Source organism: Prochlorococcus sp. MIT 1323, assembly GCF_047304905.1.
Lineage (GTDB): Bacteria > Cyanobacteriota > Cyanobacteriia > PCC-6307 > Cyanobiaceae > Prochlorococcus > Prochlorococcus marinus_D.
Genome location: NZ_CP138973.1, coordinates 2,179,873 through 2,192,814, shown reverse-complemented (window position 1 = coordinate 2,192,814; position 12,942 = coordinate 2,179,873). Strand labels below are relative to the sequence as shown.

Below are 12,942 nucleotides of genomic sequence, written 5' to 3'. Positions count from 1 at the left end.
AGTCATTCTTGAACCAAACGAACAAGGCCAGTGACATCGTCGAGTCGATGGAGTTGATCGATGGGAGTCGGATTGGCTTGAGTTGTTGCCTCCTGCAAATACTTAAGGCGTCCCTCGCCCCGCTCGACCTCATCATCACCAATCACCAAGGCCCAGGCAGCCCTACTGCGACCGGCACGCTTGAACTGCTTATTAAAGGCAGCTCCAGAACTATCCAGCTCCACCATGAGCCCCGCAGCCCGTAGCTGATGGGCAATGACCAGGGCGACTCGTTCCGCCTGCTCTCCCCGATTCACCACATAAAGATCCGGCCTCGTGGAAGCCGTTAAGCGAGCAGCTGATCCACTTGGATTAAGACTCGCCGCAGCCTCAAGCAAAAGCATCAACCGCTCCATACCAAGAGCCCAACCAAAAGCGGGCGTTGGCGCCCCCCCTAACTGCTCAACCAACCCGTCATATCGGCCTCCTCCACAGACTGTGGCCTGGGCCCCAAGCTGATCGCTAGTGATCTCAAAAGCGGTATGGCCGTAGTAGTCAAGGCCGCGCACAAGACGAGGATTGAGTTGACAAGGTATCTGGAGAGCCTCCAAGTCGACCTGAACCTCTTCAAAGCGGGCCTTACTCTCCACGCTGAGCGCCTCAAAAAGCGTGGGAGCATCCTGCAACAATTCACTGATTGCAGGGTTTTTACTATCAAGAATACGCAGTGGGTTGGTATACAAACGCTTGCGTGAATCGTCATCAAGCTGGTCACTACGGGCTTCTAGCCACGCCACAAGCTCCTCTCGATACTTCTGTCGATCCTGAAGGGTGCCGAGGCTATTGATCTCCAGAACAAGACCTTGCACCCCCAAGTCGACCAGAAGTGCCCAGGCCAATGCAATGACCTCAGCATCACTACGAGGACTGCCAACCCCGAGATACTCCACACCAATCTGATAAAACTGTCTTTGCCGACCAGCCTGAGGTCGCTCATAGCGAAACATTGGACCGCCATACCAAAGACGCTGTGGCCCCTGACTCAACAAGCCGTGCTGTAGAGCAGCACGCACAACAGAAGCGGTTCCCTCCGGCCGAAGGGTGCAGGATCGATCACCCCGATCAACAAAGGTATACATCTCCTTTCCAACAACATCCGTAGCTTCACCAATGCCACGTGCGAAGAGTTCAGTCACTTCCAGAAGAGGCGTGCGAATTTCCTGCAACCCTGCTCTGCGGAAGTGATCTCGCGCAACGCTTTCTACCGCCTGCCAGCACCTCGTCTGTTCCGGCAATAGATCCACCATTCCTCGCAGGCTCTGCAGCTGAGTCACTCTTCACCGACAACCAGTAGGCAGTCTGCCGGGCCAGTGATCACCAAGCTCGATAAACGAGGCAACCAAACACGTCGCGCAATGCCCCTGAACTGTTGGCGAGGCTTCAGGCCGCTGGCAACCACCACAACGGATCAAGCCACAAGCGATCTGCCCAAGCCCAGCAAGCCTTGAAATCAACAAGAAATGGCACCACCTTGAGCCCCCCTACGCTCAAAAAGCCCTGAGCAGGACGCCTATGGAAAGTACCGCTCACAAGAAGAATCCTGATAGATAATGATGTGTTAACTGATCTCAACAACTGACTGATGGTGGTGACCTCTGCTGCTGTATTCACCACTGGCGGAGTCCTGGCCATTGCGGTACCAATGTGGGCCTAAAAAAACACCAGCGAAATACCACGCCAACAAGCAATTGAATGAGGTTCAATCCCAGAGGCAACGATTGATGCGCAAATAGCTGATCACGAGTCGAAAAGCTCTCGGAAGTAGGCGATGGTGGGTCGAAGCCATCAATCTGGTGTATTTGATGCTGCCAACGAAATGCTGCAATACCAAATCAATAACCGACCGGCGCTGCAATGGAGCATCGCTAGGCAAGAGTTTGTTCATTCATCGATAGAAAAGGATTGATTCGCTCGCACACCAGCTCAGCCAAGTTTCAGGTCATGACTTCAACGAGGTCCCGAAGCCTTCGAAGGCTTTAATGGAGTTCAGGGTTGAGCTGCTGCCTTGAGGACTACGGTTCTGAACATTGAAGGACAGCTCACTATCACAACGAAAGGGGGCCGACCATGCCCCGCAGACTCTGCAATGGCTCCTCTGGTCAGCTGATCATTTCAAGAGTCTTATGAAATGGAACAGGTACAGCTCCTAGCCTGACTGCCTAAGTCATTTAATTTGCGATGGCCGAGTTGTTGATCACGGGTGGTGCCGGGTTCATTGGCAGTCACGCCTGCCTGGTGCTTCTGGAAGCCGGCCACAGACTAGTGATACTCGACAACTTTTCCAATAGCTCAGCTATTGCCTCAAAAAGGGTAGCCGAACTTGCTGGAGTGACCGCTCAAGAGCGAATGCTCGTATTGGAGGGAGATATCCGTAATAGCAACGATCTAGATCGCGCTTTCAACTCAATGGAAAACGGCATCGCAGCTGTGGTGCACTTCGCCGGGCTTAAGGCAGTTCATGAATCAATTCAGTGGCCACTGAAATACTGGGATGTGAATGTGGCTGGCAGCCGCTGCCTGCTGGAAGCCATGCAACGGCATAACTGCCGCACGATTGTTTTCAGCAGCAGTGCAACGCTCTATGGCTATCCCGAGCAAATCCCAATCCCTGAGACAACTCGGGTGCAACCGATCAATCCATATGGTCAAAGCAAGGCAGCGGTGGAGCAGTTGCTAGATGACCTGGCCTGCAGCGAACCTGGTTGGCGCATTGCCCGATTGCGCTATTTCAATCCAGTTGGAGCCCACCCCAGCGGCTGCATCGGCGAAGATCCCAAGGGAATACCCAACAACCTTTTCCCTTTTGTGAGCCAAGTAGCAGTGGGCCGGCGAGCGGAACTCCAAGTATTTGGAGCCGATTGGCCTACACCCGATGGGAGTGCTGTGCGCGACTACATCCATGTGATGGACTTAGCTGAGGGACACCGAGCTGCACTGGAGGTACTGCAACGAGAGGAACCGCAACTCCTCACTCTTAATCTCGGCAGTGGCAAAGGCCACTCGGTATTGGAAGTTGTGCAGGCCTTTGAAAAGGCAAGCGGCCAACCCGTTCCATACAGCATTAACCAGCGCCGCGCTGGAGATGCCGCATGTAGCGTCGCAGATCCAAGACTGGCCGCCGAGCGGTTGGGATGGTACACCCAACGCAGCCTGTCAGACATGTGCCGCGACAGTTGGAATTGGCAGAAGGCCAATCCACAGGGCTACAGCCAGGAACAACAATGAAACCATTGTTGTTCCCCAAGACCAACACATAGCCAAGCAGACCTAGGGTCACCAAGTCGCTGTGATGCCCTTGTCCTGGCGCGATCCTCGCCGCAACTTGCTGACTTGTGTAGGCCTAGATCTGCTTGGCCTAGTGGGAGTCCTGGCTGGATTATCAAGCATCTGGTCACAACCGCTAACGGAACAGCTTGGCTGGATGGTGACAACGATCACGGCCTATTTACTACTGGGCTGGCTGTTGGGCACATACACCCTGCTGAGCTGGCGCCGACTGCCCCGCTGGACACTGATCCAACGACTGGGGCTTTGCCTGCTGACCACATTGATGCTGGTGGCGATCCTGCGCTGGGTGATCAATCCACCACTAGACATCTGGCTGGTGCACCGCAGCACCCAGATGTCATGGCTGCTACCAACAACACTATGGTCACTCCTAGTGCGAGTCAGTCTGCGCAAGGGGAGACTTCAGGCTGAAGAGCCCAAGCTGATCCTTCTAGCCTCCGAAACAGAAGCAGATCAGACCCTTCAGGCCTGGCGACAAACACCCACAAGACTCATGCCTAAATGGCTACCTGCTGCAGAGGTAGCAAAACAACAAGGGCCATTAGTGATAGCTGTATCACCCAACTTCAGGCACCAACCTGTTTGCAGCGAATTACTCGAAAGATTGGAGCAACGCGACCCCCGCGAATGCAACCTGACAACACCTCTTGCCCTTGCAGAGCGACAACTCGAACGACTGCCTCCAAAGCTGCTGCCTGAAGCCTGGCTGAGCTATTCCGAAATTCCCTGGAACATGTTGTTCAGCCCTCAACGCCAACTCAAGCGAGTAGCAGATGTGGTACTAGCAATGCTGCTGTTGGCGGTGACAACACCGCTATTCCTGCTGCCAGCGGCCCTGCTGATCTGGTTAGAAGATCGCGGTCCGATCTTTTACATCCAGGAACGCAGCGGCTGGTTAGGCCAGCCATTCATGGTTCTGAAACTCCGCACGATGAAAGTGCTACCACCTCATGCCCCCATCAGCTGGACAATGCCGGGCGACCCACGCATCACCCGAATAGGCAACTGGCTGCGACGCTCGCGCCTCGATGAACTCCCTCAGCTCATCAACGTGCTGCGTGGTGACATGAGCCTGATTGGACCGCGACCTGAACGTCCTGAAATAGAGCATGAACTGGAAGAAAGCATTCCTCACTACCGCAAGCGCCACTGGATGCGCCCGGGATTAAGCGGCTGGGCCCAGGTATGCGCCCCCTATGCCGCAAGTGTTGAGGATTCAGAGCTCAAACTCTCTTACGACCTCTATTACCTCAAATACTTCAATAGCTGGCTAGATCTCATGATCCTGCTACGCACAATTAAAACGGTGCTCAAGGTGGGTGGTCGTTGAACATCTCGCCACAGGCAACACGGTCAACTGCCAACGCAATACCAAGCCTCAACTCCATGCTGCGCTGATAAACCATGACGGCTGATCACCTCGTTCTGGCCGGGGGGGGACATAGCCATGCCCTGATGCTGCGTCGCTGGGCCATGCGTCCCCAACTCCGACCTGCAGGACTGATCACCCTGATCAACCGCCACAGCAGCACCCTCTACTCCGGCATGGTGCCTGGTCTCATTGCCGGTCATTACAGACACAGTGAAATCGCAATCGACCTCCGTCGCCTCACCGACCGAGCTGGCGTAGCACTCATCATTGCCGAAATCACAGCAGTGGAGGCCCACAACAATCGCCTGCTCCTCGCCAAGCGTCCTCCCATACATTTCCAACGAATTAGTTTTGATGTGGGCGCCGAAACCTTCAACAAGGGCCCTTACCTTGAACGAAGCCAGGCTGCACTGGCAATGCCAATCAAGCCTTTGGAGCCTGCCCTGGCATGGCTTGAACAGCAAGACAATCAGGTGCTGCTCAATGATTCCACGCCACTGACGGTGATCGGGGCTGGCCTGGCGGGAGTAGAAGTGGCGCTCGCCCTTCGTCAACGCTGGCCCAAGCGCCCTTTAAATCTGCAGGCGCATCATGGGCAACCCAGACCAGCTCTAAAACAAGCCCTCTCCAGGGCCGCAATCGTAATAGTGCCAAGCGGAACTCCCTTGAGTGGCCCCGCCCTGCTCTGCACTGGCAGCCAAGCCCCCGCTTGGCTTGCTACCAGTGGCTTTCCCGTGGATCCCTTTGGGCGTGTTCGCACCACTAAGACACTTCAAGTCATCAACCATCCCCACTGCTTCGCCGTCGGCGACTGTGCGGTGATTGATAAGGCCCAGCGGCCAGCCGCAGGGGTATGGGCCGTGCAAGCCGCAAAGCCTCTTGCCCAAAACCTAGAGCGGCTCAGCCGTAGACAACCCACCCGTCCATGGCAGCCACAACAGCTTGCCTTGCAAATACTGGGAGGTCAGCTGACCTCCGGGAGGTTCACCGCCTGGGCTTTTTGGGGCAACCTGATCATCGGGCCCCATCCCTGGCTTTGGTACTGGAAAGAAGCTATCGATCGGCGCTTCATGGGGAGCTTTAACGAACTCCCAAGCATGAGCGGCGTTCTCAAGCGACAGGAGGGCATGGCTTGCCGAGGTTGCGCAGCCAAATTGGCTGAAAAGCCTTTAAACGATGCCCTAAAGCAGGCAGGCCTAGGAGCTCTTGGGCAACAACCTGAGGACGCTGCCTTGATTGCCAGCACATCATCAGGCGACAGCTTGCTGCAAAGTGTCGATGGTTTCCCTGCACTGATCAGCGACCCCTGGCTTAATGGTCGCTTAACCACACTGCATGCCTGCTCAGATCTTTGGGCCAGTGGTGCGCATGTGATCTCTGCACAGGCGGTCATCACCCTGCCCAAGGTGTCTTCTGAACTTCAACAAGAGTTGTTGGTCCAAACGCTCAAAGGAATCCAATCAACCCTCGAACCGCAAGGCGCCAAATTAATTGGAGGGCATACCCTCGAAGCCCGCAGCATTCCGCCCCAACCAATCAATCTTGGGATCCAGCTCACCCTTAGCGTTAACGGCAAGGTGGCTTCTGGGCGTGTGCCTTGGAGCAAAGGCAAGCTGCAATCGGGAGATGTCCTGCTCCTCAGCCGCCCCATAGGCAGCGGCGTGATCTTTGCTGCAGCCATGGCAGGAGAAGCTCACCCAGAGGATCTCGACGCTGCACTTGCGCAGATGACAATCAGCCAGCACAACCTCCTGACAGCGCTGCGCAGCCTTGAAGAGAGACATACAGGAATGCAAACCATTCATGCATGTACCGACATCACCGGCTTCGGACTACTGGGCCATCTCGGTGAAATGCTCAGTGCAAGCAATCACCAACGCCATAGAGCAGGGCTACAACCTCTACGTCTCATCCTCGAAGCCGCCGCCATTCCCTCCCTGCAGGGTGCTCTACCGCTACTCAAAGCTGGCTATTCGAGCACCCTGGCCCCAGCCAATCGCCGCAACTGGCACTTGCTCAATCCAAGCATCAACGGCGAACCCCCACCGATCGAAATTGCACTGAACGATGTAACACCAGGCAGTGAACACCACCAGGCACTGCTCGAACTCATGGTGGATCCACAAACCTGCGGCCCATTACTCCTGGCCTGTTCAACCAAGATCGCCTCAGAGCTGCTCAGGGACGGGCCTTGGCAACGCATCGGCCAGGTTCAGCCGATGTAGTGGTTGCTGCTCATTCAATTGAAGTTAGCTACTGATAGTCACCAACATTGGACGTCGTCAACGTGCAACGCAAGATGCGTCTGTACTCAATCTATGGGCCATCCTCCCGACATTCATACCCCCCTCTTTCAGCTCTCTTAATCAGAGGCTTGAGCCGCCGACGCATTGATTGGTCAGGACCACTACTCGCAAGCCAGATCACCGATGGTAAAGGTGGTTTATCCAATCGTTTCTGCAGAGCAGCAGCATCACCCAAGGCATTGGATTGCTAAGCATCCGACCAGCCGCAACTTCCATATGATCACTCAAATTAAGTAACCTCGACCGCCGTCCATAGCGCTCCACATGGCCGGCTAGTGATTGGCTAATCGCACGAGAATTGTCTTGTTCGCTACCACCGGCAGTGCCGAGGCCAGGGTGAAGCCCTATATAGCTCTGCTGCCACCACAAAACAGTTAGGGCCGTCAAAGCGACAAGAACTAAGGCACTACCTCGGAGGTTGAGTCGAAGACCCCCCAACTTCACCGCAATCAAAGGCAGAGCCGCCGGCACCAGCACCAAGAAGTAGCGGCTAAAAGCCAACGGCTTCAGAAACGACACGGCCACTACGGCCAGAAGCATCAACGCGGATGGGATCAAACCGCTCTGATCCAAAAGAGAACCAGCAACTACAGCTGGCTGTCAATCCCTTCTATGGCCTTCATCACCATCATGACCAGCAGAAATTCGACCCCATCGACGCAAAGCCGGCATCAGCAAGACAAACGACTCAATTTTCGGGAAGGGCCAAGGACCAAGGGCCCTTGCCAAGGTCTCCTCAAGCAGAGCGAAACCTGGCTGAACCAACCAGCTACCCGTGCAATCACGAAAAAGATAAGCAGCCGCGTAAGCAATCCAAACCAAAGCAGGAAGCAAAGCCAGTGTGGCTTTGTCGCCCAGCCGCCAGCGCTGCTGCCATAGATCCCAAGCCGTCGTCGCCGCCACCAAGCAAGCCCCACAAACAACACCAAAGAGGCACAACTCTTGCCATCGATCGCAAAACGCACCGGATAGGAACTGCAAAAAGCCAGCAATGCCGCAAGGCACAATCTCCTACCCCGCGACAAACCTATTGCCTGAGCCAAGGCGCCTGCCTGAAACACCATCACAATTCCACCAAGCCCATAGGCCAACCAGGAAAGCAATCGCAACGTCACAGCGTTCTGCCCAACGATCTGACCCCAGAAACAGAGCAGGCTGTAATAAACCGGCGGATGGGTGTCATTGCGGAGCATTGCCAACAGATCCCTGAAAGTCGGCAGAAAACTCTTGTCAACGCTTTAAAGCACATCACTCCACAAGCTGGTGAGATCCACCAACAAAAGAGCCTTCAAGGCAAATGCCACACAGACCAGGATGACCACTACTCCCAGCCCAAAGCGCCGCCAGAAGAACATCACCTCAACGCCACCTGCTGATCGATCAGCTCCAGCCTGAGCCGCTGTAATTCGGCCCCCAAAGCTGGACCGGGTCGCCAGCCCTGATCAATCAAAGCCTGTGCCGATACAGGAGACTTCACCTGCCGCCAACGCCCCCACCAACGCAGCAAGGGTCGCCACATCGGTACACCCAAGCAAACGCAAAGAGCCACCGCCTCTGGCTGCCAACCATTGCCCTCCAGGGTTTCGCACCAGCGAGCGGGCGACCACGTCGACAAACTCTCAGCGACCTCTAGCGAAGCCAACAAAATCTGCAATTCGGCCGCTTCCGCCAACAACCTTTGCTGCAATTGTGGCAGCTGCAAGCGTTCTGCCATAGCCAGAGGGTCCGCAGCTCCGGCCACCAATGCTGTCAGCAACGGCAGCTCCAAACGCCAGGCCCAGCGCATTCGACGATGCCAGTTTTGATCAGCCTGAAGGTCCTCATCAAGTAACACCAGAGCTCCCCAGTCCTGCAAATAAGCCACTGCCTTCTGCCAAGGCTCCCTTTCCAACAACAACTCCAACTCCATCCGCAACCGCGTTGAAAGGGCTGGCGGTGCCAGCTTCGGCGCTTCGCCAGGACGCCAAGCCCAAGGCCAGGATTGAAGAGTGGAGCGCACCTGAGCGAGAGCCTCAGGCGCCAATACAAAACCAAGCCGGGCCGCATAACGGGCCCCTCGCACGACTCGCGTCGGATCGTCCGCGACACTGTTTAAGTGTAAAAAAACCAGCTGACGCTTGGCTAAAGCCGCCCAACCATCATGGGGATCTAACAAGGTCATCCCTGGCAACTCCAAAGCCATGGCATTCACCGTGAAGTCCCTTCGGGCTAAGTCTTCTTCGAGAAGACCCTCCTTGACCTGCGGGTTTTGTCCAGGAGATGCATAGGTTTCTTGCCGCGCAGTGGCTAAATCAAGCAATAACCCATCAACCACAAGTTCCACCGTTCCGTAAGCCCCATGCACACGCAGCTGCGGCAACTGCTCTGGCCCTACATGCCGGCGAAGCGCCTTGGCTAAAACCACCGCTGAACCCTCCACCACCAAATCGAGATCAGGCAAACCTCGCCAGGGATCAAAATGAACCCGATGCAACAGGCCATCTCGAACCGCACCACCCACCAAGGCAAGGCGTTTAATCCCAACCTCTGACGCAACTTGCTGCAGTACCGCCAACAAACCCATTGGCAAACCTGGTCCATCGAATCCAGGCTCTGGCTTCAACAGACTCTCCATGGCGGTGGTATGCAGGAGAATTACCGCATCATCACGAACTTACAGTTTGTCTGCCCTCACCCGCTGCCTGCAGGAAGAGGCCGCCGCCATCGCCGCCGCTGCCGAACGACTAGGGACAGCAGAAGTTGAACAGGCCTTGGCCCTACTCGAGGACTGCGCTAATCAAGGCGCAAAACTTGTCATTACTGGTGTTGGGAAGAGCGGCATCGTGGCCCGCAAAATCGCCGCCACCTTTTCGTCTATCGGCCTAATGGCGATTTACCTCAACCCACTCGATGCAATGCATGGCGATCTGGGAGTGGTAGCCCAAGAGGACGTCTGCCTCATGCTCTCCAACAGCGGTGAAACTGCTGAGCTTTTAGAAATAATGCCTCATCTCAAACGACGTGGCACGTCAAGAATCGCCCTGGTGGGTCGTCGCAATAGCTCACTTGCCGACGGTAGCGATGTGGTGCTTGAAGCCAGCGTCGATCGTGAAGTGTGTCCATTGAATCTAGCGCCAACTGCCAGCACAGCTGTGGCCATGGCAGTTGGCGATGCACTTGCCGCAGTGTGGATGGAACGTCGGGGCATCTCACCAACCGACTTCGCTATCAATCATCCAGCCGGTGCGCTGGGTAAAAAACTGACAAGCACTGCAGAAGATTTAATGGTGCCCACTAAAAAACTTCATCCGTTAACTCCTAATACCCCCTTTCAAGAGGTCATTAGCGGACTGACCCGCGATGGGATTGGCAGTGGTTGGGTTGAGGATCCCAACCATCCTGGCCGCCTACTAGGAATCATCACTGATGGTGACTTGCGTCGTGCCCTTCGCAATCATCCAGCCGAAAAATGGGCCTCACTGAGTGCCATTGACTTGATGACAAAAGATCCCATCACTGTGGAAGCTGATTTACTCGTTGTGGAAGCGATTAAACAGATGGAACGTAATCGTCGCAAGCCGGTCTCGGTCTTACCTGTGGTTTCAGCAGCAAGCAATGGCCGACAGCTGCTCGGGCTGCTACGGCTTCATGATCTGATTCAAGCAGGGCTGACATGAGCGGCACCACCCTGATCTCTCGAACCCACCCCCGTTACTGGAACCGAGAGCTGCAATGGCGACTGCAGTGGAAGGCATTAGCTTCCATCGATCTACTGGTGATGGATGTTGATGGAGTCCTTACCGATGGTGGGCTATGGCTTGATGCTCACGGTGAACTGCAAAAGCGATTTGATGTGCGCGATGGACTGGGACTAAGACTGCTCCAACAAGAAGGGCTGACCCTTGCTTTCCTCAGCGGTGGCAAAGGAGGTGCAACCGAATTTCGCGCTAAACAACTGGACATTCAGCATTGCTTAGTGGGAATCAAAGACAAAACAGCAGCGCTGTCCGAACTGCAACAGCAGTTAAACCTCGCCCCATCACAGACCGCCTTTATCGGCGACGACCTCAATGACCTGATCGTGCGCCCTCTGGTCAAGCTCTTACTAGCCCCTGCGGATGCCTGTCGTCCCCTTCGATCCCAAGCCGATGCCGTGCTCCAACGCCGTGGGGGGCATGGTGCAGTGCGAGAACTCGCAGAACGCCTACTAAAAGCCCGTGGTCAATGGCATCAACTGCGCAAAAAAGGCTGGAAGGACCGCAATGCCTAAAACAAACTCGACGACACAACAAGGTGTCTTCCTTCTCGTGGTTGGCGCGCAAAAAACCGGCACGTCGTTGCTCCATTACAGCTACATAACAGAGCCGATTCACATTTTGGCTTCTACAAGGAATATCACATCCACGATGCATTAACTGTTCCAAAGCTAGTCCGCTATAGGCAACAACAAGGTTCATGGCTCAAGCCACGCACTTGGCGTCGCCAACGCTTCTTCAAGGATACTGAACGCTATTACGACTACTTCTGCAGTCTGCTAAGCCAACCTTATATCAACCTAACCGGAGACATTACCCCCCTCCTATTCATGCCTAAGCGCCAATACCCTGATGACAATCAAACGTGAATTTACGCAACGCGGGATTCCTGTTCGGCCGGTTTTTCTGATGCGTGACCCCATTGAACGAGTGATTTCCAGCCAACGCATGAAACTGCGTAAACGCTGCCAACTATCCCCAGACGAGGCAATAGAAAGCCTTCGTTCTCTTGTTAAAAAACTGCCAAAACAAGTCTCGATTCGCAGTAATTATGTGCAGACCTTGGGTGCCCTAGACGAAGCCTTTGGTCACGAAAACTACTTCATCAGCTTCTACGAAACATTGTTCACATAGAAAACTTACGCGAACCTATGCAAATTCCTAGACATTAACTACCAAAAGCCACGCTGGGGACAAAAGATTAATGCAAGTGCTACAGATACTCTAATACCAGAAGACATTTTAGAGCAGCTAGGGCTGTGGCAATCGCCTATCTACCACGCAGTCAAAAATCAATTAACGAATGTCAATATTGACTCAATATGGTCAACATCTGCAACTTGGCTCAGAGACCAATAAATGCCATTCACCTTGGCTTCACAGTCATGATTTCAGCAAAACTTCCTAGCCTCCTCCAACTGCTCCTTCGTATCAACAGAAAGAGATGATCCTTCGACAGTAAATGTGGCAATCGTATAGCCAGCCTCAATTAATCGCAGCTGTTCAAGACGCTCCACATCCTCAAGAGGGGATGGTGGTAGATCCGCCCAACCAGCCAACACATCTCCTCGAAAGCCATACATCCCCACATGCCCCCAGTAGGTGGTATGGCGATGCCAATCCAAAGGGTCCACATCACGCACATGCGGAATTGCTGAGCGGGAGAAGTAAAGAGCACGTCCATCCTGAGCAATCAACGTCTTGACAACATTTGGGTTATGGATGGTCTCGGGCTTGAGTCGGTAAACCGGGGTTATCACAGCTGGAACAATCTCTCTCTGCTCGAAATCCATCGCCATTGTCGTCACCACCGCTGGATCCAAGAACGGCTGATCCCCTTGCACATTGATCACTGCAGTCATAGCCAACCGCTGTTGCTGCTGCTGCTGCTCCCAACGATCAGCTTGCTCATCCCAGGCCATGGCAACCAAATGATCGGCAACCGAAGCAATTCTTTCGCTACCTGAACTGCATGAAGCCGAAGTCATCAACACCGGGAAACCCCAGTCTTCCGCCATCTCTTTCAATCGATCACTATCCGTGCAAAGGACAACCGCCGTGGGCCCATGAGCCTGACTACAGCGCTCAAGAACACGCTGCAGCATTGGCATCCCGCCAATATCTGCCAGAACCTTATTAGGTAATCGCGATGATTCAAGCCTTGCAGGCACGGCCACGACACTGCGTTGAACTCCCATCGGCA

14 protein-coding genes are annotated in these 12,942 nt (G+C 54.6%); 6 read left to right on the top strand and 8 right to left on the bottom strand.

Annotation, left to right across the window (positions count from 1 at the left end; genetic code table 11):
- Window positions 1-2: 2 nt before the first annotated feature.
- The 4 genes from hisS to SIB68_RS10625 form a co-directional block, all read right to left on the bottom strand.
- On the bottom strand, window positions 3-1,313 hold the full coding sequence (gene hisS, locus SIB68_RS10640; protein WP_063400947.1) for a histidine--tRNA ligase: 1,311 nt from the start codon (window positions 1,311-1,313) through the stop codon (window positions 3-5).
- Window positions 1,310-1,438, bottom strand: a complete 129-nt coding sequence (locus SIB68_RS10635) for a hypothetical protein (RefSeq protein WP_268874315.1) — start codon at window positions 1,436-1,438, stop codon at window positions 1,310-1,312. Before SIB68_RS10635 ends, hisS begins: the two co-directional genes overlap by 4 nt.
- Window positions 1,420-1,671, bottom strand: a complete 252-nt coding sequence (locus tag SIB68_RS10630; RefSeq protein ID WP_155724987.1) for a hypothetical protein — start codon at window positions 1,669-1,671, stop codon at window positions 1,420-1,422. Before SIB68_RS10630 ends, SIB68_RS10635 begins: the two co-directional genes overlap by 19 nt.
- A 67-nt stretch (window positions 1,672-1,738) precedes the next feature.
- Window positions 1,739-1,924 (bottom strand): hypothetical protein, encoded by a 186-nt coding sequence (locus SIB68_RS10625; RefSeq protein WP_063400949.1) that lies wholly within the window; start codon window positions 1,922-1,924, stop codon window positions 1,739-1,741.
- Window positions 1,925-2,217: 293 nt separating this feature from the next.
- On the opposite strand from SIB68_RS10625, the gene galE reads away from it, so the two are divergent.
- The 3 genes from galE (at window position 2,218) to selD (ending at window position 6,924) form a co-directional block, all read left to right on the top strand.
- A complete protein-coding gene (gene galE, locus SIB68_RS10620; RefSeq protein WP_063400950.1) occupies window positions 2,218-3,264 on the top strand; it encodes a UDP-glucose 4-epimerase GalE in 1,047 nt (348 codons plus the stop codon).
- Between the two features lie 61 nt (window positions 3,265-3,325).
- Window positions 3,326-4,657, top strand: coding sequence for a sugar transferase (locus SIB68_RS10615; protein ID WP_063400951.1), 1,332 nt, complete (start codon window positions 3,326-3,328; stop codon window positions 4,655-4,657).
- Between the two features lie 74 nt (window positions 4,658-4,731).
- Window positions 4,732-6,924 (top strand): selenide, water dikinase SelD, encoded by a 2,193-nt coding sequence (gene selD, locus SIB68_RS10610; RefSeq protein WP_063400952.1) that lies wholly within the window; start codon window positions 4,732-4,734, stop codon window positions 6,922-6,924.
- A gap of 198 nt (window positions 6,925-7,122) precedes the next feature.
- Here the strand turns inward: selD and SIB68_RS10605 are convergent, their stop codons facing one another.
- The 3 genes from SIB68_RS10605 to SIB68_RS10595 form a co-directional block, all read right to left on the bottom strand.
- Complete coding sequence (locus SIB68_RS10605; RefSeq protein WP_413681832.1) at window positions 7,123-7,545, bottom strand: hypothetical protein; 423 nt, start codon at window positions 7,543-7,545, stop codon at window positions 7,123-7,125.
- Window positions 7,546-7,676: 131 nt separating this feature from the next.
- Window positions 7,677-8,204: a hypothetical protein gene (locus SIB68_RS10600; protein WP_236069092.1), complete on the bottom strand. Its 528-nt coding sequence runs from the start codon at window positions 8,202-8,204 to the stop codon at window positions 7,677-7,679.
- A gap of 155 nt (window positions 8,205-8,359) precedes the next feature.
- Window positions 8,360-9,619, bottom strand: coding sequence for a CCA tRNA nucleotidyltransferase (locus tag SIB68_RS10595; protein WP_063400953.1), 1,260 nt, complete (start codon window positions 9,617-9,619; stop codon window positions 8,360-8,362).
- Here SIB68_RS10595 and SIB68_RS10590 point away from each other — a divergent pair.
- From SIB68_RS10590 to SIB68_RS10580, 3 genes are all read left to right on the top strand, one after another.
- A complete protein-coding gene (locus SIB68_RS10590) occupies window positions 9,618-10,661 on the top strand; it encodes a KpsF/GutQ family sugar-phosphate isomerase (protein ID WP_081215544.1) in 1,044 nt (347 codons plus the stop codon). The genes SIB68_RS10595 and SIB68_RS10590 overlap by 2 nt on opposite strands.
- The gene (locus tag SIB68_RS10585) at window positions 10,658-11,254 is read left to right on the top strand and encodes a KdsC family phosphatase (RefSeq protein ID WP_063400955.1); all 597 of its coding nucleotides are present in this window, start codon (window positions 10,658-10,660) and stop codon (window positions 11,252-11,254) included. The genes SIB68_RS10590 and SIB68_RS10585 overlap by 4 nt, the downstream gene beginning before the upstream one ends.
- Window positions 11,255-11,591: 337 nt before the next feature.
- Window positions 11,592-11,873: a hypothetical protein gene (locus SIB68_RS10580; RefSeq protein WP_236069094.1), complete on the top strand. Its 282-nt coding sequence runs from the start codon at window positions 11,592-11,594 to the stop codon at window positions 11,871-11,873.
- Window positions 11,874-12,130: 257 nt separating this feature from the next.
- Here SIB68_RS10580 and kdsB read toward each other — a convergent pair whose 3' ends face one another.
- On the bottom strand, window positions 12,131-12,937 hold the full coding sequence (kdsB, locus tag SIB68_RS10575) for a 3-deoxy-manno-octulosonate cytidylyltransferase (protein ID WP_063401143.1): 807 nt from the start codon (window positions 12,935-12,937) through the stop codon (window positions 12,131-12,133).
- Window positions 12,938-12,942 lie beyond the last annotated feature (5 nt).